Consider the following 21,959-nt stretch of genomic DNA (forward strand, 5'->3'; position numbering starts at 1 on the left):
TCCAACCTTCCTTTAAAAAAGGAAGGGGCTTAAAAGGAAGGGGCTAAAAAAAGCTCTAAACCGACGGTTTAGAGCTTTTTTTTAGATAACTAATATCTATAGCGTTTTATAATTCGTTAATTAAACATAACCCTCGGGGTTTTTGCTTTGCCAGTGCCAACTGTCTTTACACATATCCTCAATCGTTAACTGAGCTTGCCAGCCTAATAATTGCTTTGCTTTATCAGCATTTCCAAAATACGCATCTATATCACCCGGGCGCCTATCCGTAAATTGATAAGGGACTTGTTGAGCTGTCGACTCTTCAAAAGCGGTCACCATCTGTAGTACAGAAGTCCCTTTGCCTCTTCCTAAATTAATGGCCTCAAAACCGATGGGAGTGTCCATTGACTGACTTTTGATATAATCCAAAGCGGCAACATGACCCTGTGCTAAATCAACGACATGGATATAATCCCTTACTCCTGTACCATCACTGGTACGATAGTCTTTCCCAAAAATATTTAAGGTCTCTAATTTACCGACTGCAACTTGGCTAATGTAAGGCATCAAGTTATTAGGAATACCATTGGGATCTTCGCCAATCATTCCTGACGGATGAGCACCTACTGGATTAAAATAACGCAAACAGGCAATACTCCATTGAGCATCTGAACGTACCAAGTCTTCTAAAATATGCTCCACCATAAGCTTAGACTGACCGTACGGACTAGTACTGGAACGATAAGCATCTTCTGCAATAGGAGAGACCTCTTCCTCAGCATAGACCGTGGCCGATGAGGAAAAAACAACGTTATTGACACTATGTGCTTGCATCACCTCAAGTAAGTTAATCGTGCCACTGACATTATTTTTATAATACAGTAAAGGCTTGGCGACTGACTCTCCCACCGCTTTAAGCCCTGCAAAATGAATCACTCCAAATAAATCATGCTCATCAAATACGTCATTGAGCAATGTTTTGTCCAGTACATCGCCTTTAATAAAAGGAATTTCCTTGCCGGTGATTTGCTCAGTACGTCTTAACGCTTCAATATTGCTATTTGATAAGTTGTCGTATACCACCACATCATAGCCCGCTGCTATCAGCTCAATACAGGTGTGTGAGCCAATATAGCCGACGCCACCCGTGACTAATATCTTATTATTTTGACTGTTATCAGTCGTTGCATTTTCAGTATTGGTTAAGGTCATAAATTGCTCTCACTTATTTATTAATTATAACTATGTTCATTACGTCTTACATTATACAAGCTATTTGTTGATAAGTAAGGAAACTAAACAATCTTAGATTGAGTTAACCCTCATTCTGGTTTATCCTTTGTATGCTATGACTCACCAACCTGTAAAGGATAAAATATGTTTGATCGTGTCGATTACTACCCTGGTGACCCCATTTTAGGTCTTAATAAAAAATTTGCCACTGACCCAAATCCCAATAAAGTCAATCTTGGTGTGGGCGTGTATTATGATGAAGACGGTAAATTGCCGGTACTGGACTGTGTGAAGACAGCAGAACAGCGTATTGCAGACCCTATCACTCCGCGTCCTTACTTACCGATGGAAGGCCTGCCTGGACACCGTAAAGCGTGCCAAGAGCTATTATTTGGTAAAGGCGCTCAAGTACTTGAAGACAAACGTGTGGCAACTATTGCCACAGTGGGCGGCTCTGGGGCGCTTAAAATCGGCGCAGAATTTATCAATGAATGGTTCCCTGATGCCAAAGCCTATGTCAGTGACCCAACCTGGGGCAACCACATCTCTATCTTTGAATACAGCAATGTGCCTGTGGCTAAGTATCCGTACTATGACAAAGCCAGCAACAGCATCAAATTTGATGAGATGGTGGCGTTCTTTGAAACCTTGAATAAAAACGACGTCGTCATCCTGCATCCTTGCTGCCATAATCCTACCGGTATGGACTTGACACCTGCGCAATGGGACAAAGTACTGGAGGTCATCCAAACCCGTGAACTAATCCCGTTTATGGATATCGCCTATCAAGGCTTTGGTGAAGATATGGACAGCGATGTGTATGCCATTCGCAAAGCGGTCGATATAGGCTTGCCACTGTTTGTCAGTAACTCGTTTTCTAAAAACTTATCTCTATATGGCGAGCGTGTCGGTGGTCTATCCGTGGTTTGTCCGACCGCTGAGCTTGCCGATCGGGTGTTTGGTCAATTGCAATTTACCGTACGCCGTACCTACTCAAACCCACCGTCACATGGCGGTCATATCGTCGATATCGTGATGAACGATGACGCGCTATATGAGCAATGGGTCAGCGAAGTGTATGGTATGCGTGACCGTATCAAAGCCATGCGCTTAAAGCTTAAATCAGTGCTTGAAGCGAAAGTACCGGGTCGTAACTTTGACTATCTGACTACCCAAAATGGTATGTTTAGCTTCACTGGTCTCACACCTGAGCAAGTCGAACGCTTAAGAGCGGAGTTTGGGGTATATATGGTGTCCAACTCGCGTATGTGTGTGGCGGGACTCAATACCAGTAACATCGACTATGTAGCGAATGCGATGGCAGAAGTGTTAAAGGACGATGCTAATTAAATAGCTTGAACCTTTTGGTATTTCTAATTTTTTAATATCTGGGCTGAACAATGAATTTGTTCAGCCTTTTTTGTTAATCTCAACCGAAAAATCCTCCCCAGCCCTCCTTTAAAAAAGGAGGGGGCTTAAATCCATCGCAACCTTGCTTTGAGAAACGACGGTGTGTTTAAAATTCATCACACTTTGACCTTTTATGTAATTAGAAAGGATAGCTACCTCCCTTTTGTAAAGGGAGGGCTGGGGAGGGATTTAAAACGCTTAATTAAAATAATGGATTACGGAAGTAATTATATCGCTTCCTGAACTTAAATTAATTCAATATCCGTGGGTTTCGCTGCGCTGCACCGCACGCTACGTCTTGTTTGTTTTATGATATCCTGCACAGCCCTCCTTTAAGTAATCCATCCCAACCTTCCTTTGAGAAAGGAAGGGGCTAAAAAATCCAGCGCAACCATTCTTTAAGAAAAGAAGACATTAATTCAGATTACGATAGATAGTGGTAAACGACAGGATGTGACCGCTAGCCCAGATTGCAGCGGATATACTGCCTGACGGTGCAAATTGCGATGGCTGGGGGTTGGCTGGCACGCGAAGCAAGTGACAGTCAACGCCCACTTGCCAACGCTTTGCACAGACGGGCAGATAGTAGCGTAAAGCTGGGTCAGCTCCTGTTGTATTATCGCCTTCATACTCTTAATACGATGCATTGCACCCGTTATGTATGACGAACTGATTGTTATTATTGGGTGTTATTGTCATTGATCGTTATGAGGATTGGTTAGGGTTTTGGGTTGTTTTTGACTAATGGTAAACCCAGTAAAACCAAATATCAGGGTCAATAACAACGACAAGTAACAAAAGAACGCATAAGGCAGATAATCCAATACCGGAACGTCTAACGCTTGGCTAATAAATACCCCGCAGACACTCCAGGGCACTAACGGGTTAATCACTGTGCCCGCATCTTCGAGGGTACGCGATAAATTCTTTGGATGGAGGTTGAGACGCTCAAAGGTCGGTCTAAACGCGGTGCCCGCTAGCAACAGACTCAAATACTGCTCGCCAATCAATACATTGACACTCAGTGCGGTCATGGCGGCGGCAAATATGGCTTGTCCGGCATTGGTTAAGGTATCGCGTAGCCCGGATAACAAAGCAGGTAAGATGCCCAAGGCTTTTAGCAGTCCGCCTAAGCTTAACGCCAATATCACAATGGTCTGGGTAAAAAACATACTTTGCACCCCGCCCCGTGACAACATATCGCCGACCTCACCCAATTCTAACGACTGCCCAGAGGGGCCAGTTGGCGTATAGCCTGCAAAGAAGTAACCACCCAATTGCTCGATGCTGAGCGTGCTGTGGCTAAATGTAATGACTAACGCGGTGAGGATGGTGGCGATAATAGTGTAAATGGCGTTGACGCGCAGTAGGGCCAATACGATCAATACCACAAACGGCAATACCGCATAGGGGTGTACTAAGCCGCTGTCGATCAATTGTGCTTGCAGGACGGTGACTTTACTAAGACCGCCGCTTTGGCTAAGATCGATTGCTTGACTGAGAACCTCGCCTTGCGCCAATGCCGTGACTTGCGCCAATTCTGGACTGTGGGTCTGCCCTGAGAATAGCCAAAATAAGGCGACACTGATCAGCCATGCCGGTACGGTGGTATATACCATATTGCGAAGGTGCTCGAATAAATCAATACCGACCACAGACGAGGCGATAGTGCCCGTATCTGATAGCGGCGACATCTTATCACCAAAGAATGCGCCAGAGACCACCGCACCCGCCGCTATCGCCACATTGGCATCGAAGGCATGGCTCATGCCGATAAACGCAACGCCTAAGGTAGCGACGGTGGTGAGACTACTGCCCAAGGCAATACCGATAATCGAGGTCAACACAAACGCCGAGATATAATAAAAATCAGGTGAGATCAGCTCAAAGCCATAATACATGAGGGTCGGAATAGCGCCAGACATCATCAAAGCGGCGACCATCAGTCCGATAAAGAAAAACAAATAGATGGCGCCAATACCACTCATCACCCCTTCTGCCATGTGGGCTTGCATCTGCTGAAAGCTCAAACCTCGAGTCTTACCGATAAAGAATAAGAAGCAAATCGCCAATAGCAACGACAAGTGAGGCACCCAGCCAAAGCCTATCATAGTGATACCCATAATCAATATCACTAGGCCAGCAATGATAAGCGCCCATAGTGGCGTCGGTAGTGGACTTTGCGGTGGACTGGGCGGGCGGCTGTGTGGTGGGGGCGCACTTTGCGGTTGAGTGGGCGGTGAGCTGGTCTGGTTTAGATCTGGGGACGGTTGTTGAGCGGTGTCTGTCTGCGCTGTCGTCATACACGCTTCCTCCTGTTGACCCAATAATGAAATGGCGGGTATTTTTTGCTTCGGGATTTATTGATAGATTTGCTGTTTTGTAACGGCTGTTCTGCTTTGGCTATTTTGGGTTGCGTCAGATTTGGTCTTCTATTTTTCGAGCTATGTTTTTGAGCTATGCTGTCGAGCTGTCTATCTACCTATATTGCTACCTATATTGCTACCGATAGGTTTGGACACTATGTTACGGACGCATCATAGCAATTATCACTAATTTTACCTATACTTTAATCATAAACCCAAATCATAATTCCAATAGTTATATTGATATCAATAAAGTGGCTTATTGTTGCTCAATGTGGCTCATGAACGTTATGAAGGGCAATAAAGGGCAACGTAAAACGTAAGGTTCTAAAATGTTTAAACATGTCGAGTTTTATGCAGGTGATCCCATCTTAGAAATGATGGGTCATTATTTGGCGGACACCAATCCTAATAAAGTAAACTTGGGGGTTGGTATCTATTTGGATGAGCACGGTCAGCTACCGGTACTAGAGTGCGTGAAGACAGCAGAAGCGCGTCTGTCAAACCCAATTGTACCGCGTCCTTATCTACCGATGGAGGGACTGGTTGGCTTTCATAAAGCCTGCCAAAACTTAGTGTTTGGTAAAGATGCGGAAGTATTACAACAAAATCGTGTCGCAACCATTGGCACAGTCGGAGCCTCTGGCGCTTTGAAAGTCGGTGCGGAATTTATCGAAGCTTGGTTCCCAAAATCAAAATGCTACGTGAGCGACCCGACTTGGGTCAATCATGTTGCTATCTTTGAAGGTAGCGGAGTCGAAGTGGGTAGCTATCCTTACTATGACAAAGAGACGGGCGGACTTAAATTTGAGGCGCTGATCGCCTTCTTTAAGAGCCTGAATAAACACGATGTGGTGCTGATGCATCCGTGTTGTCACAACCCCACTGGCGTTGACTTGACGCATGAGCAATGGGACACCGTACTGGATGTGGTGAAAGAGCGTGAGCTTATCCCCTTTATGGATATTGCCTATCAAGGCTTTGGTGAGGACTTAGACAGCGATGCTTATGCGATTCGTAAAGCGGTAGCGTTGGGCTTGCCAGTGTTTGTTAGTAACTCATATTCAAAGAACCTGTCTTTGTATGGGGAGCGAGTCGGTGGCCTGTCTATCGTCTGCCCATCTGAGGATGAGGCAACGCGGGTATTTGGGCAACTGAAGCTGGTCGTACGCCGTCTGTACTCTACCCCACCATTCCATGGGGAGCATGTGGTCAATATCGTCATGAGTGACGATGCGTTGTATGAGCAATGGGTGGGTGAATTATATTCGATGCGAGATCGCATCAAAGCCATGCGCTATAAGCTCAAGTCGGTATTAGAAGCTAAACTGCCTGATCATAACTTTGATTATATGACGTCTCAAAAGGGGATGTTTAGCTTCACCGGCTTGACCCCTGAACAGGTCGATCGCCTACGAGAAGACTATGCCATCTATCTATTGGCCACTTCTCGGATGTGTGTCGCCGGCTTAAATACTCATAATGTCGATTATGTCGCTAATGCGATCGCAGAAGTGCTGCAACAGTGATGTCGCGTTTTATTTTAATCTAGGGCGTGTTGGCGTATTCGACCATCGTATTAGATTATCGTATTCCATCAGGGCACTGGCGGAGACTCCAGCCCTAATGTATGCCTAACCTGAGTTTGGGATAAGAATTTTAGTAAGCCATTGTTTTTATTTGAGTTAAAAATCCATCCCCACCCCTTCCTTTGGAAAAGGAAGGGAGCTAACCTTTCCAAAGTTAAAAAGGGATGAATGATCGTTTGTCTACAAGGTGAGATGCATTGCTTTGTCACAAAGGAGTGTATAACCTTTAGTTATATGAATTGATTATCTCGAATTTAGGTTATACCTAGGGCTTACGCAAATTGTGGTCTTTACACTGTTATAGTAAATCCTTAATTAAAATAGGCACTTTCATTCGATTAAAGACTTATACGTGGGTTTCGCTGCGCTGCACCACACACTACACATTTTAGTAGTTCGCTGACTATAACTATTTTTGTTTTGCGTTAGTCCTTATTCCAATATTATCTAGGTGATCCATGTTCGCCCTATTCATACCCAAACTAGCGTTAACCTCTAAGCCAACCACAACCCTGACGGTGCGTCTACAACAACTTGCACTATTCCCAATGGCTTTGTTGCTTGCTAGCTGCTCAAACGATCAAGCCAGCAATCAAAACAGTATGCAAAGTAATAACGACACTACTGCCAGTCAATCTCAGTCTCAAGCTAATCCGCACAACACTACCGATAACACTCAGGTAATACGTATCGCGGCTGCCGCCAATCTTGCCGGCGTACTGCCCACGATTATTGACGGTTATCAACAAGATACTCAGAATCAAGCGCCTCAAATAGAAGTCACTTATGCCTCATCTGGCAAACTGTACGCGCAAATGAATGCTGGCGCTCCTTATGATGTGTTTTTGTCCGCTGACCAGCAGTTCCCCGCGAAATACAGTAAGGCGCATCCAAGTCACGACCCACAGCGGCAGCCCTTCACCTATGCGCGGGGGCAGTTGGCGTTGTACAGCAGCAATCATGTCTTAAGCGGCTTGGACTTAGGCAGCGCTTTAAGTAGTAGTTTAACCAACGCTTTAAGTAAAACGGGCCTAGAGAAACTGTGGCTGAGCGACGCAAACCGCAATATCAAAATCGCCATGGCCAATCCAGATCTGGCACCTTATGGCGCATCTGCCAAAGCCTTTTTGCAACATATGCAGCTATATGATGTGTTAAAGGATCAAAAGAAACTGATTCAGACCGAAAATATTGGTCAGGCCTTTCAATATACGCATACTGCCAGTACCGATTATGGCTTTGTGGCGCTATCTCAATTAATGAGTGCCAAAGTAGCGACTCGTAAATACCAGGTGTTGGCACCTAATAGTTATCCGCCTATTTTGCAAGATGGCATTGTGATCAGTGAGCATCCTCAGGCAGTCAGCTTTGCGCATTACCTGCAATCTCGCTCGGCTCAGCAGTTGTTTAAGCAGGCAGGGTATTTGTCAATTAGTTCACCCAACTCAACTAGCTCAACCAGTTCACCCAGCTCAACCAGTTTACCCAGCTCAACCAGTTTACCCAGCGCAACTAGCTCGCCAGTTAGTGAATAGACCAGATTGAATTGAGAAGCCGCTCGCTATCCTCTATACTGAACGCTATGCCGACACTCTGTAAGCCTAAACCTATCCTAATGTTACTTACTTATCCCAACCTATGTCACTACTCTCCCCACACGTCTCTGACATGTTGCTTCCTTTGTGGCTGAGTATCAAGCTTGCCGGCATCACTACCCTGTGCTTACTGGTATTTGCTACCCCTGTGGCGTATTGGATGGCGAGACCCTCTGACAATGCGTGGATTGCCCGCCTCAAAATTATGCTGATGGGGGTGATTGCCATGCCCTTGGTACTGCCGCCGACGGTGTTGGGTTTTTACCTGTTGCTGCTGATGAGCCCCAATTCACAAGTAGGTCAGTGGCTGATCGCTCATGATCTGCCGACTCTTGCTTTTAGCTTTCAGGGTTTGGTCATCGGCTCAATCGTCTACTCGTTACCCTTCTTTATGCAGCCGGTGTATGCGCAGTTTTTGCGTATTCCAAACAGTGTCCGTGATATGGCGCTGTTGCTAGAGCCGAATGCTTTTCGGCGCTTTACCGCGGTGGCATTGCCCCAAGCTAAAACAGGCATTATCCTAGGTAGCCTAATTAGCTTTGCGCATACCATTGGCGAGTTTGGGGTGGTGTTGATGATTGGCGGTAGTATTGCAGGGGAAACCAAGGTGGTCTCTATCGCTATATATGAGCAAGTGGAAGCATTAAATTATGAAATGGCACATACCATGTCGCTCATGCTAGTGGTGTTGGGAATTGTATTGGTAGGATTAATCGCCAGCTTAAATCATCGGTTGACGCGTGGGGATAAATGAGAAAGGAATAATTTATGTTCAATCCTGCATCACTAGCCTGCACCCCTAGCTTGAGAAGCGTGAAGAAAAGCTTTGAGGGAATCATGATATGGTTTGGTTTATTGTGGTGTGGTGGGTTTCTTGTCCTGTCTTCCTTGCCCTTTGGCATTTATTGATTACAATTTACACATAAATAAATTGTACAGCGAATGTTTTTTGTAATAATCAGACATTAAGCCGTGGGTTACGCTTCGCTACACCACACGCTACACATCGTGCATAATATGAGATACGTATCACCCGTAATCTGACCTTTAACCCTTGACTTTAGCCCTTGACTTTAGCCCTTGACTTTAGCCCTTGACTTTAGCCATTGTTACTAAGCCATTGTGATGACTGGTCTTGGTAAAACTCTTGTTTCCAGACGGGAATATCCGCCTTTATGGTATCGAGTATCCAGCGACAGGCATCAAATGCCGGATAACGGTGCCTAGAGCTAACCCCGACCCAAACCGCCATATCACCAATGTCTAACGCCCCGATACGATGGATCGCCACGGCATTTTCAATATCAAATCGGCGCTTGGACTCTTCAATAATACGCTTACCTTGATTGATCGCCAATTGCTCGTAGCCATAATAGGTCAAGCTTGTGACCTTGCTGTCATTGTTATGATTGCGTACCCAGCCCTCAAATGTCGCAAGTGCCCCACACTGCTCGTCTTGCAGAAAGTCTTTGAGACGCTGAGCATCTATCGCAACATCCAACAATGCAAAACCTTGTTGCTGCGCTGTCTGATAGGCTTCATCTATACTCAGAGTAATGTGGCTGGCGTGTTGATGGGCGTTATCAGGTGCGGGTTGATTTGATTGGGACATGGTATCGTTTTCTCATCTAAAGGATTTCTCATCTAAAGGCTTTCTCATCTAGATCAAGGGAGCGCTTTTATACGTTTACTGACACTGTAATGCTGTCATACTCTCATAAGACAAAGGTCTATCTAACCGCCAGCAACGGGCGGAATAAAAACAACCGTATCGCCATCATGCAGGCTATCGTCCCATTCTGAAAACTCATCATTTATGGCAACACGTACCTGCGACGCTTCTAGATTAAATCCATACTGTGCTTGCAGTTGGTTATAAAGCTCGGTTAAGGTAGTGTCTGCGTCTAGTTGCAGCTGCTCTTGGCCTTTGTTGGCTTTATCGGCAAAACTGGCAAAGTACAATAAGGTAATATTCATAAGGTTCTCGTCAGTATTAGCTATTTGGTATGAGTTATATAGTATTAGCTATTTGGTATTCGTTATTTGGTACTTAGTATTAGCTATTTAACGGTGTCATTACCGCTGATAGTCCGACTTGCCACCCGTTTTAGTGACTAAACGGATATCATTGATAATAATATCGTGCGATAGGGCTTTGGTCATGTCATATATCGTCAAACAGGCCACACTGACGGCAGTTAGTGCTTCCATCTCAACCCCTGTTTTATGCGTTACTCGTACGCTGGCACTGACTTTGATCGCCTGCTGCTCATCCACATAATCAAAACTTAGCCCAATCTTATCTAAGGGCAAAGGATGACACAAGGGAATCAAATCATGGGTACGCTTTGCTGCCATAATGCCGGCAATGTGCGCCGTCTGCGTAATGCTGCCTTTTTTGGTCATGCCATCCGCGGCTTTGATGTTCTGATAAATATCAGCGGGAAAAACAACATAACCTTGTGCCACGGCTTCGCGAGTGGTGACCTGTTTATCACCAACATCTACCATATGAATATCACCATCAGCATCCAAATGCGACAGCTGTTTTGATGACAGCTTGGACGAGGGCTGTTTTGATGTTGGTAATGACTGTGAAGGGTTTGACATGATGACTTTGACCTTTGACTTTTGTTGCTAAGAGATTGGCATAACAGCCGACTGATATTATAGGCGATTGTATAACAGGCTAAATGTTTAGAAGACAGGGCATTTTAGAGAAAAAGCATTAACTATAGGGTTGCTCTTATTATAATAATCAGACCTTAAACCGTGGGTTTCGCTTCGCTGCACCGCACGCTACGCAAAAAGCGACTCATTCTAAGTTACTCCCCACCCCTTTTATACCCCTCTTACTCAAAAAGATTTATCTATCACTTGGACTTATCTGTAACGAGGTACTGACAGGCTTGCTCAAAGCTATCCGGGGTATTTAAATTAGATAAAACGTACCACGACTCTGGCATCAGTACCGGATGACAGATGGGGTTTATAAAGCCCATCACCCGACGCTCGCCCTTATCTAAATATGACGTTAACGCGTCAGTTATCGCAAGAGTATACACTCCTAATAAAGGATACATTCGCTGACCATCACTTAGAGCAAAAACCTGTGGCCTATTCCCAAAATCAGCCACAGAATCAGTCACACAATCAGCCAAAGAGTCATTTAATGAGTCGCTCAATGCATCGTTCAATGAAGCATTCAGTGGACTATGTGTGCTTGACAACCTCTTCTCTGTTTTCTTTAAATCAGGCTGCAAGTATTGCCAAATATCCAGTGCGCTGATCAGACTGTCACAGCTGACCACCAATAGCCATGATGCGGCGTTGACGTTATCGCTCATAGGCATAGGCATAGACGTAGACGTAGGCATAGAAGTAGACATCAGATATTGCAAACCTGCCGATATCGCCCCTAACGGCCCTGCAGAATGCTTTAGCTGTGCTTTTGGGTGACTACTCTTTGGCTGATAATCTGCAATATGAATAACCTGCTGAGGTGCGACATCAACCGTGCTGGTAAACCCTTGCTCATTATCAGCAATCAAGATGGGGACGGCAAATTGACTGGCATGACGCACATGATAGTCAAGCAACGTCTCACCCGTTGGCAGGGTTAGCAGTGCTTTTGGTCGCCCCATACGAGTGGATAAACCGCCTGCTAATATCAGAACCCCCGCTAGACTATCAATCATGGCCGGGATTGACACGCATCAGGTGTGGCACAAAGTTACAAGGTCCGGTACGGCTGTCCAATTGCTCTTTAATAATCTGAGTCCAGCCAGTGCGACAAGCACCTGATGAGCCGGGTAAACAGAAAATCACGGTATTGTTTGCGATACCGGCGATCGCCCGCGACTGAATGGTGGACATGCCGATTTCATCTTTTGAAATTAAGCGGAACATCTCACCAAAGCCGTCAACGGTCTTGTCAAATAAGACGCTGACCGCCTCGGGCATACTGTCACGGATATAGAAGCCTGTACCGCCGGTGGTAATCACCGCATGGACATTAGGATCAGCAATCCAAGTACTGATCACCGCCCGAATCTGGTAAATATCATCGGTAATTAACTGGCGGTCTGCAATAGTATGACCCGCTTCTTTTAAGGAGTCCTCAAGGTATTGACCTGAGGTGTCTTCTGCTAAGGTACGGCTATCTGAGACGGTTAATACGGCGACATTTAACGCGGTGAATACTTTTTCTTTTGACATAATACAACCTATGTATATTGGGTTTCTGAGTAATTGGTTTTTAGAATAATTAGATTTTAAAATAGTTACGCCATTCTCAACTTAAAGTATAAGCTGTCGCTTTTGCAAGGTTTAGCTCCCTTCCTTTTTCAAAGGAAGGGTTGGGGATGGATTTTCGGTAAAAATCTCACTAGCGCACCGATTAATCCAATAGGCTATATCGATATGTTATCTCATTGGTGAGTGGGACGCACGCTACCGATATAGTTATAAATCGATATAGCCGCCTTTATTTAGTATTTAGCACTCTATCCACCAATCATAGACAAGTTATTCATAATGCCGCTATTGGACTCTGCCAAATGATGATGTTCAGGCTTGATAGGCATAAACTCATGCAACACTTGAATCAGCCCATTCACATCCTGCTGTTGTAAATAGGGGCGGATATCATAATTGCCTTGATCAAATAAGCACAAATGCACCTTGCCAAGACTGCTGACCCGCAAACGGTTGCAACTGTCGCAGAAATGAGCGGCATACGGCGCAATCATGCCAATACGTCCGACATAATCAGGGTGGCTGTACTCTATCGCGGGCCCATCACTTCGACCTCGTTCATTGGCTTGCCAGCCTCGCTGCAAGAGATAATCGGTAATCAGTGCCGACTGGGCGTGTTGTGCGAAGAATAAGTCGCTGTTGTCACTGGTCTGCATAAACTCGATAAAGCGGTAAGTGACCGGTCGCGTCTTCACGTATTCTAAAGCCGATAGCAAAGTGTCGTAGGCGGTGCTTTCCATCAAAATGCCGTTAAGCTTTAGCTTAATGTCAGTAGTGTCTAACAAGGTATCTATATCCCGCAGTAGCGTTGGCAAGATATCGAAGCCTGTCATGGTCTTAAAGGTGGCGGGATCAAAACTGTCGATGCTGATATTTAACTGATCGAGACCTGCTTGCTGCCAGTTGGCAATATGTTTGCCAAGCTTATAGCCATTACTGGTCATCGCCACGGTGTTGATACCTGGGGTTGCTTTGACCAATTCAATAATCTGATTGACATCCTTACGAATAGACGGCTCGCCGCCGGTTAGACGTACTTTTTGGGTGCCGACTTTGGCAAAAGCTTGAATGAGAATCTCTATTTCTTGAAGGGTCAGCTCGTTATCAGGACGCTTGCCTTGGTAGCCATTTGGCAGGCAATAGCCACAGCGAAAATTACAAAAATCGGTAATGGACAGACGTAAATAAGTGAGCTCGCGTGAGAACTTATCAGTTAAGACAGGGTTACTAGAATGAGCATTAGACTGAGAACTAGAATGAGAGCTAGGTTGCGGCGTATTTTTAACCGTGTCTGTCGCAGGTGTGTTCTTAGATTGGTGAGGACGCTTAATCTTAGTACTGCTCGGATGTTGAGGCAAGGTCATAACAGGGCCATCTTTCACAGGATGCTTAGCGTTAACAGAACCATGACCTTCAAAACGAGCAGGTTGTGATGACGGGAAGTATAGCTCAGCTTTCCCTAGGTTGGAGGTTAGAAGGGTCATATGGGATACCGTAAACATAATGAATGGAGGATGCTCTAAGCGTTGCCTCAGGTTATGAATGAAGTATGAGTGTCATGAGTGTGAGGGATATTATAACAGGTTATGTGATTTCAAGCGCTGACGTTAACAGGTACTTACTTAATCTGCTTGTTAAGTAACGCTATGTGACCTACGGAACAGGGTTAAGGTTTTTTTGATGTTGTTATCGGTTTTTGCCATGATCCCATACTTGTGTTTTATAGCGCCACTATTTTATGTTTATGAGCCACTATTTTATAAGCCCACTGATATATAAGCCCCCTGAGGTAATCTCAGCGAGCTGAAGATTGGCACACTTCAGAGAGGCTTTATTAAAAGAGCGGTTTAGCCGTGATTGCAGCGGATATACTGCTTAGCGAGACGGCCTGTAGTGGCTTGATGTGGCGGGGCGCACGAAGTAAGCGACCCGCCACCTCTTAGCCACTGCGCCGTATCGATAAGCAGATAGTAGCGAAAAGCGCGAGATGCTCCTTCTACTACTGACATAGCAAAAGCTGACTGAGTGACCAACAAATAATGAAACCTGACAATGGGCGAAACCTTGTGAGTCCTTAACCCTAGGGCGAACACTGCCACGAAAAGGGCTGTACGCTCACCGTCTCACCGGCAGGCAGGCTGCCTGACTCTTGAGGCAATACAATCAGACAGTTGGCATAGCTCAGTTGCTTAATACGGTGCGAATCTTGCTTGCCGGCGGGGGTGACAATATAACTGCCATCAGGCTGTTGTTGCAAAATGCCACGCTGAAAATCCATGCGCCCCGGTGTTTTCTTTAGGTCCTCAGCCAAGGTGGCCTGCAGAGATATTGTCAATGGCATGTCAGCCGTATTGATCCCCGACAGGCGCCATAACGCCGGAATTATAAACTGTAGCGTGCCCACCACGGTCGATAATGGATTGCCCGGTAGACCGAAATATAAAGTCGGCACGGGCATGTCTTTTGACAGCTCGCCAAACACGAATGGCTTACCCGGCTTCATCGCAACTTTGTAATGATTAATCTGCCCAAGCTCTTTAATAACCGTCGTTAAGAAGTCATAATCGCCGACCGAGACGCCTGCGGTAGAGAGCACCACATCACACTCGGTCATGGCGGTCAATACGGCATTGCGGGTCTGCTCAAGCTGGTCAGGGATAATGCCGTAGTCGCGAATCTCAACTGGCAACTGGGCGAGCATGCTTTTAAGGGTTGGGGTGTTGGAGTTATAAATTTGCGCTGAGGTTTGCAGAGGCTCGCCGACGCTCACCAACTCATCCCCTGTCGCGATAAGTCCGACTATCAGAGGCTTGTAGACCTCAACTTCTGCCACGCCTAAGTTTGCCAGTAAGCTGATGTCAGCAGGATTAATGCGCTTGCCTGAATGCAATACCACTTCGCCCTGCTGAATCTCCTCCCCTTGCTTGCGGATATTGTTGTCGCGCGCTGCGGTGCTGGTCAGGGTAATCGCATAGGGCTGCGACTTATCGAGGGAGTGTTTGATATCAGCAAAGTTGGTATTCTCTTGCATTACCACGGTATCACAGTCGCTGGGCACGACGGCGCCAGTGAAAATACGCACGCCCTGCCCTGCCTCAAGCTTACCCGTATAAGGCCTGCCCGCTTGCGACTCGCCGATTATCTCAATTGAGGTGTCTTTGTCCAACACACTACCGGTGACTATCGCATAACCATCCATCGCAGATATATTTTGCCGTGGGATATCAAAGTCTGACGCAATGTCTTTGGCCAGTATATGATGTTGACTGGCCAGCAAATCACGGGTCTCTATGGCGCGACGGCTTAGCGGTAAATCTGTCTGGTTATACGCATGAATACGCTCGGTAATGGCGGCTTTTAACTCTGAAACCGTGATCATCAGTGGGCTCTCTTTTTATTAGATTTGAGTTTGGGATTGGGGTTGGTTATTTTGTTTAGGATGGTTAGGAGTTTGGGGAATTGATATTGTCGGTATTTGTATTATAACTGATAAATTTATCTCTTTTTAACAGACATAAAAAAACCGACTATCGCCCATGATAACGATAGTCGGGTTGGAGATGATACGGAAACGCCATTATTGTTGTTATTATTCTTTATGAAAACAGCCATTTATCTAGACTGTTATTGGAGTGTAATCAAGGATGCCAAGAGCAAGCCTTAATTACTCAGTTAGTATAATGATAATGATAACTATTATCAACTATAAAACTCAACATATAAGTTTTATGTTAAACGTGTTCAAATCCCACCTAATAATCAATGGTATAACTAATACCATAGTTCAAACCTGAAGCAGGGAGTCGGTTACCTGCATCATAAGTGGTTTGATGGTATACCGTCTTATAGTATTTATTAAGTAAATTATAAATACCATAATCTACTCTACCTTTTGCTAGCTTGACTTGACCCAGTAAGTCTAATGTCGCATAGCCCGTTACTGGCTGGGCGTTCGCTTTAGGATCTATCGCAGTTTGCTCTTTGTGTGCTTTATCCGTACCATCAATAGCCAATGCTTGTAGACGCATATTGCTACCGCCATCGAAGTTATACTGTACAAAAGCCGTGCCTTTTAACGGGGTGACACGTACGGCATCCAGCTCTATCCAGTCGCCGCTGTCTTTATACTGTCCTCTTGTATAAGCGGCGGTACCCCCTACTTGCCAGTGGTCATTTAGCTGGTGACTTAATGATGCTTCTGCACCATAGACCCGCTCATCGGTATCGACAACCTCAACCAAATAGTCTTTAGTAAAGCGTACCGTTTTATCAGACTCATTATAAAAGCCTGTTAATTTAGCATTGGTGTTGCCATAATTGCCTTGCCAACCAAGCTCATAGTTATCAATAGCGATGGGCTGAACATTGTCAGAGTTGACCACAAAGCCTTTGCGAACATCACGCAGTGCTCGCTGGATATCAGCGGTGGTAAACCCTTGCGAGAAATTGGCAAATATCAGGTCATTCGGGGTTAACTGATAGCTGGTCCCTAGATTAAATAAAGTCTTATCGTGGTCCGTATCGCCGGCTTTCACCTCACCCGCTTTATAGGTATAGCCTCCTGTATATTTACTAACCGCTGGATTGGCAAAGTACTCTTCTAACACTTGTTCATAAATAGGAATAAAGGCATCCGTCTCCGCTTCAAGCTTCTGATAGCGAACGCCTGCACTGGCTTGCCACTTGTCGGTCAAATCAACATCCGCGTTAACAAAGGCACCGAGTTTATCCGTGGTGGTTTTTGGACCAGCATTGTAGCTAATGCCATTTGGATTTGAGACCAAGCCACTACTCGCAATAAAGGTATCTAAGTCTTGACCGTAATAGTACTGTTCGCTTTTCTCACGCTCAAAGTCGACACCATAGCTAAATAAAGTATCTTTACCGCCTATATCCGTATTGGTTTGCATTGCAGCACGCAGTCCTGCTACCTCGATGTCCGCCTCAGACTGAGCCACTAATACAGCATAGCCAGATAGCTTCTTGGCATTTTCTTTAGGAAATCCAATAGCCATTAGCTCTTCCGCCGCAATAGGGGCAGCTGACTTACCAGAAGGATAAAAACGACCTTTTTCATCACGATAATAACCCGTAATACTTAAATTAGACCCCAGCACATCGCTATTATTGTAGTTTAAGTTGACGGTGGTCTTTTTCGTTTCGGGCTGTTTGTCTATTTTAGCCCCCTTAATAGCCTTTAAAGAAGGTGGTGTTCCCTTCAATAAAACGGATAGGCCATCACCATAGTCAAAACCATAGTCGGTATCTTGTTCATCGTCGTAATAGGTGGCTGCCAGACTCAAAGTTTGTGTATCTGTTAAGTCTACCCCTAGATTGGCATTGACACTGATTGAGTCCGTATCTTGTTGGTCGGTCTGGTAAATATCGGTGCTAACTCGATCACCATGACTGTCAAATTTACCGCCTTTACTTTCAAAATCCACATCTAAGTTGCCATATACCTTTTCACCACCGTAGCCGAGGCTTTGGCCAACATGATATCCTAGAGAGTCTGAATCGAAATCACGACTACCACTGATGCCGACTCTGGATTGACCTGAAAACCCATAGCCTTGGTTTGATTTGGTCACCAAATTGATCAATCCTCCCGCTGCCCCTGCACCATATATACTGGTAGCACCAGACAGCACTTCTACTCGCTCTAATTGACTGGGATCTATACTATTAAGCTCTCTTGAAAGACTGCGTGATCCCGTTAACGGCACACCATTTAAAAGATACTGTACAGGACGTCCACGCATGGTTGTACCGTAGTTACTGGTAGAGCCACTACTGGTCCCAAGACTTGGAATAAGCTGCGCTAAAATATCTCCAGTAGTACGGTTACCTATTGCTTGCGCTTGAATATCTTCTGTATGGATAACTTGGGTGACGGCAGGCATTTCACTGATTTTTTGCGCCAATACAGTGCCCGTTTTAGCGTTTGCTACCACATTTATGGCTTCAAAGTTGGCCACTGGCATCTCTGTATCAGCTGACACTATGCTTTGGTTTTGAGATTGGTTTTGAGTCTGTTGTGCGTAAAGCTGTTGGCTAATGCATAGTGTCAGAACGGAAAGAGTAAGATTTCGAGATAATGTCATAAGTGGTCCCTTATTGACGGTTAAAGGATGGTAATTAACGCTGGGTCTTAATAAATGCTTGTAGAAGGCTTTCTATAGAGCGCTAATCTACATACCACATGTAAGATATAGCTTTCGTGATAAATAAAATTTATGGAGCATTCATTCTTTTTAATTGATAACTTATGAATATAATAAACGATAATGATAATCATTTATATAGTTTGAGTAAAGTGTTTACTCATTTTTTTCTCAACTGTTTCAAATGTTACCAATAGTATGACGTCTATTTTGAGTGCGTATCCAAAGCACTAAGTGAGTTTTGCCGTATTAACCATAAAAAATAGACGCCACCAATAATGGCCGCCACTGAACCTGCCGGTAATTCATAAGGGAAAATCACATACCGCCCTATCCAATCTGCTATTACCATAACACCAGCGCCCAGTAAGGCGGATAATGGCAGTTGTTTTTCGAGCTGTACTGCACCGAGTGATGTCGCAAGGTGAGGCACCATTAATCCAATAAAGCTTAATGGGCCTACAGCCAGGGTACTCGCCGTACTAAGACAAGCCACCAAGACCAATAACATAAGACTTTGAAAATTGACCGCAACGCCTAAACTACGTGCCACCGGGCGACCCAAACCTAGTACTCTTAATGGTGTAATCATTAACATACTTAGCGCCACCAATACGGTTGCTATCCCTATTAAGTAGACGGTGGTTTCAGGACGGGCACTATAGGTTGTACCAGATAACCAGCTCAGCATGGCCGCGAGCCTCGGATCACCTGATAATTTAACCAACGCCATAATGCCTTCCATCATTGCCGCAATACCAATACCCACCAAGAGCAAGTAAGCAGGGGTCACCTTTTGAGCAAGCCATATAATCAATAGTAATACAGCCAAGGCACCTGCCAGTCCTGAGCCTATTAGCATCACTGCTCCAGCTTCCAACCCAAGCATCGGCAGTAATAAAAAGCCGACGATGACCCCCAATGCTGCCCCAGAGCTGATACCTAATACTTCTGGACTCGCCATCGGGTTACGAGTCAGTGTCTGCAAAATCACCCCAGCTATAGCTAACATCATGCCGGTCGCTGCAGCACTTAAAGTACGAGGTAGACGATAGTGTTGAGTCAATGCCCAATCCGTACTGATGCCAAAACCATTTATATCATTAACTACAAGACATACCCCTAGCATAACGAGTGCCACAACACCGCCCCATCGCCACCAATGGATTGGTTTTCGCTGGCTTGTCACCATAGGAGAAATAGTCTCGATACCTTGTCGACGCTGACGTAACACTAGCCAAATAATAAGTGGCGCGCCTAATATTCCTGTGATTGAACCCGCTGGGATCGGCATGCCAAGTATAGGCTCAAGAAGCAATGCGACATTGCTGGTCAGCCAAAGCAGTAGTCCTCCAAAGACAAAAGAAGCCAGTAATCGATGCCCAATTCGGACCACGCCAAGTGCATTGACCAATGTTGCTGCACCTAAACCAATAAAGCCTATCAATCCTACCTCACTAATTACCAGCGCCGTGACCACTGCCACTAACCCGACAACACCAAGACGAATGGCGTTAAGGGGGACCCCTAAGCGCTTAGCTTGAGCATCATCTAAGCTCATTAAGGTCAAGGGTTTGAGTAAGGGAATACTCACAACAGCTAATACCGCTGTTGTCAGGGCAAGAGTAATGCTAGTCTGCCAGCTAATTTGGCTTAAAAACCCTGCTGCCCAAGATAAGATACCCACACTTCGTTCGGTAAAGAACAACACCATTACCCCAGCTATGGCGGCCAATAAAATATTGACGACCAAACCTGCTAGCACGATAATCAAAGGATTAAATCGGCTAGGCGCTGATAGTAAGAACACCAATCCCAAACTGGCCAATGCCCCGATTACTGCCACCCATACCCCGCCATATATCGCTAAGCTTGGTACAAACAATGTGGTCATTAATAGCGCGAGTTGAGCGCCGGTGCCGATGGCTAAGGTGGTATCCGAAGCTAATGGGTTTTTGACAAGCTGTTGCAGTAGAATGCTTGCCACGCCTAATAGACCTCCTGCTAGTATTGCCACGACACTGGTGGCAATAAGACGCAGTTGAATGGCCATATCGCCGACACTTAGTTGATAACTTGGCGTGAATAGATTGGCAAGGGGCTGTGTCCAAGAGCTACTTATTAGAGACCAGCCACTGAGACTAATACCCAAAGCTAATAGCAATAACAAGGCAAGCATTCGACATGACAACCCTGCGATTGATGGGCTTGCTTTTGACTTACTTAAGCTTGAAGTCTTTGAGTTCACTGTATTTGAATGAGTGGTATCAGTGCTTGAGTGAATGTTGTCTGAATGGTCTGAGTTCGAATGATCTGAGTCTTTTGGAGAGCGTGATAAACTCATTTGGCAGTGCCTCCCGTTAGCTTGGCAGAGGCTAAGTTATCTGCCAAAGCAGTGAGGGATGGTATACCCCCATAGATCCATATTGGTGTTAACTTCGCCATGCAGCGACGACTTCCATAGCCGAGCCGTTGCCAGACCAAACTATGCTGTAACTGGGCTTCGGTTATTGGGCTTAAGGGTTCAATAACCAGTAGACACACGTCGTCATCAAGCTTGGCAAGATCACCTAATTGAATCGGTGTAAAGCCCCACGAGTTACCGTCATCAAGCGCAATAAAGTCGTAATCCATCATCGAAAATACAGTATTAAATAAGCTGTTATAAGAGTACATTCGCATATTATTAGCATCGACAAACTGAACGACCGAAAACTTTGTGACATTTGGATAGTGCTGGTGTAAACGCCGACCCGCTTTTTCAATATCAATGCGACTTTCAGCGATATACGCATTGGTATCATTTGACTGATGAATAAGCTGTCCTAATCTCTGCGTCGGCTTAACATAATCTTCCCATTTAGAAGTTGCCTCTTTCGCAGCGAATAGAACAGATTCAGCAGGCACATCTCCATATAGATTACGGGCATGTTGGTAGAAGAAATTATCTATTACCATGTCCACTGGTAGCTGGGCAACGAGCTCTGCATTAGGCTGATATCGAATACCTAGATCTGTCACTGATTTTGGTAGCTCAGGTTTGCCTACCCATTGATCCCAAACTCTGATATCCCCAGTCGCAATAGGCGGATGCCCCATCGCTGTTAAAGTAGAGGCGTTTCCCCAGTCTGGAGAAACCACATTTATCTCCTCATTTGCAGGGCTTGTGTGTTCGATTGATGCGTGTTGACTATCACAGCCAGATATCAGCACCGTTAATGATATGAGTGCCGATAGCATCGACTTTGGTGAGCTAACTATGAAAGTTAAACTAAAACGGCTTAAAATATTTTGAGGGTCATTAAATTTAGCTGAGGACTTGTTAGAGGGTAGTCTAAAAATTGTACAAGGGTGTTCTTTCAT

Annotated in this window: 17 protein-coding genes; 4 read left to right on the top strand and 13 right to left on the bottom strand. The window is 45.3% G+C overall.

All coding sequences use genetic code 11. The features are described 5' to 3' along the window. Positions 1-120 precede the first annotated feature (120 nt). Entirely contained in the window at positions 121-1,194 is a 1,074-nt protein-coding gene (galE, locus tag AC21OG_RS03545) for a UDP-glucose 4-epimerase GalE (protein WP_487377792.1), read from the bottom strand. Between the two features lie 165 nt (positions 1,195-1,359). Here galE and AC21OG_RS03550 point away from each other — a divergent pair, with 165 nt between their 5' ends. Further along, on the top strand, positions 1,360-2,565 hold the full coding sequence (locus tag AC21OG_RS03550) for an amino acid aminotransferase (protein WP_487377791.1): 1,206 nt from the start codon (positions 1,360-1,362) through the stop codon (positions 2,563-2,565). 755 nt (positions 2,566-3,320) lie between these two features. Here AC21OG_RS03550 and AC21OG_RS03555 read toward each other — a convergent pair. Beyond that, positions 3,321-4,928 (bottom strand): Na+/H+ antiporter NhaC family protein, encoded by a 1,608-nt coding sequence (locus tag AC21OG_RS03555; RefSeq protein ID WP_487377790.1) that lies wholly within the window; start codon positions 4,926-4,928, stop codon positions 3,321-3,323. 395 nt (positions 4,929-5,323) lie between these two features. Here AC21OG_RS03555 and AC21OG_RS03560 point away from each other — a divergent pair, with 395 nt between their 5' ends. From AC21OG_RS03560 to modB, 3 genes are all read left to right on the top strand, one after another. Then, the gene (locus tag AC21OG_RS03560) at positions 5,324-6,520 is read left to right on the top strand and encodes an amino acid aminotransferase (protein ID WP_487377789.1); all 1,197 of its coding nucleotides are present in this window, start codon (positions 5,324-5,326) and stop codon (positions 6,518-6,520) included. Positions 6,521-7,038: 518 nt separating this feature from the next. Then, positions 7,039-8,115: a molybdate ABC transporter substrate-binding protein gene (modA, locus tag AC21OG_RS03565; RefSeq protein WP_487377788.1), complete on the top strand. Its 1,077-nt coding sequence runs from the start codon at positions 7,039-7,041 to the stop codon at positions 8,113-8,115. Positions 8,116-8,218: 103 nt separating this feature from the next. Further along, positions 8,219-8,929 (top strand): molybdate ABC transporter permease subunit, encoded by a 711-nt coding sequence (gene modB / locus AC21OG_RS03570; protein ID WP_487377787.1) that lies wholly within the window; start codon positions 8,219-8,221, stop codon positions 8,927-8,929. Positions 8,930-9,274: 345 nt separating this feature from the next. Here modB and AC21OG_RS03575 read toward each other — a convergent pair whose 3' ends face one another. The 11 genes from AC21OG_RS03575 to AC21OG_RS03625 form a co-directional block, all read right to left on the bottom strand. After that, positions 9,275-9,787 carry a molybdenum cofactor biosynthesis protein MoaE gene (locus AC21OG_RS03575; protein WP_486546271.1) on the bottom strand — a complete coding sequence of 171 codons (513 nt, stop codon included), beginning with the start codon at positions 9,785-9,787 and terminating at the stop codon, positions 9,275-9,277. Between the two features lie 122 nt (positions 9,788-9,909). Beyond that, a complete protein-coding gene (moaD, locus tag AC21OG_RS03580) occupies positions 9,910-10,152 on the bottom strand; it encodes a molybdopterin converting factor subunit 1 (protein ID WP_486546273.1) in 243 nt (80 codons plus the stop codon). A gap of 99 nt (positions 10,153-10,251) precedes the next feature. Further along, complete coding sequence (gene moaC, locus AC21OG_RS03585; RefSeq protein WP_491185070.1) at positions 10,252-10,686, bottom strand: cyclic pyranopterin monophosphate synthase MoaC; 435 nt, start codon at positions 10,684-10,686, stop codon at positions 10,252-10,254. Positions 10,687-11,048: 362 nt separating this feature from the next. After that, positions 11,049-11,873, bottom strand: a complete 825-nt coding sequence (gene mobA, locus AC21OG_RS03590; protein WP_486546277.1) for a molybdenum cofactor guanylyltransferase — start codon at positions 11,871-11,873, stop codon at positions 11,049-11,051. Beyond that, positions 11,866-12,393, bottom strand: a complete 528-nt coding sequence (gene moaB, locus AC21OG_RS03595; protein ID WP_486546279.1) for a molybdenum cofactor biosynthesis protein B — start codon at positions 12,391-12,393, stop codon at positions 11,866-11,868. The genes mobA and moaB overlap by 8 nt, the downstream gene beginning before the upstream one ends. A gap of 287 nt (positions 12,394-12,680) precedes the next feature. Next, a complete protein-coding gene (moaA, locus tag AC21OG_RS03600) occupies positions 12,681-13,916 on the bottom strand; it encodes a GTP 3',8-cyclase MoaA (protein ID WP_487377785.1) in 1,236 nt (411 codons plus the stop codon). Positions 13,917-14,279: 363 nt separating this feature from the next. Next, complete coding sequence (locus AC21OG_RS03605; RefSeq protein ID WP_487377784.1) at positions 14,280-14,441, bottom strand: hypothetical protein; 162 nt, start codon at positions 14,439-14,441, stop codon at positions 14,280-14,282. 71 nt (positions 14,442-14,512) lie between these two features. Next, positions 14,513-15,811, bottom strand: a complete 1,299-nt coding sequence (locus AC21OG_RS03610) for a molybdopterin molybdotransferase MoeA (protein ID WP_487377783.1) — start codon at positions 15,809-15,811, stop codon at positions 14,513-14,515. 373 nt (positions 15,812-16,184) lie between these two features. Further along, the gene (locus AC21OG_RS03615; RefSeq protein ID WP_487377782.1) at positions 16,185-18,536 is read right to left on the bottom strand and encodes a TonB-dependent receptor; all 2,352 of its coding nucleotides are present in this window, start codon (positions 18,534-18,536) and stop codon (positions 16,185-16,187) included. Between the two features lie 265 nt (positions 18,537-18,801). Beyond that, the gene (gene fhuB / locus AC21OG_RS03620) at positions 18,802-20,940 is read right to left on the bottom strand and encodes a Fe(3+)-hydroxamate ABC transporter permease FhuB (RefSeq protein WP_487377781.1); all 2,139 of its coding nucleotides are present in this window, start codon (positions 20,938-20,940) and stop codon (positions 18,802-18,804) included. Continuing rightward, positions 20,937-21,959 carry an ABC transporter substrate-binding protein gene (locus AC21OG_RS03625; protein ID WP_487377780.1) on the bottom strand — a complete coding sequence of 341 codons (1,023 nt, stop codon included), beginning with the start codon at positions 21,957-21,959 and terminating at the stop codon, positions 20,937-20,939. The genes fhuB and AC21OG_RS03625 overlap by 4 nt, the downstream gene beginning before the upstream one ends.

The organism is Psychrobacter sp. CX5, assembly GCF_057621535.2.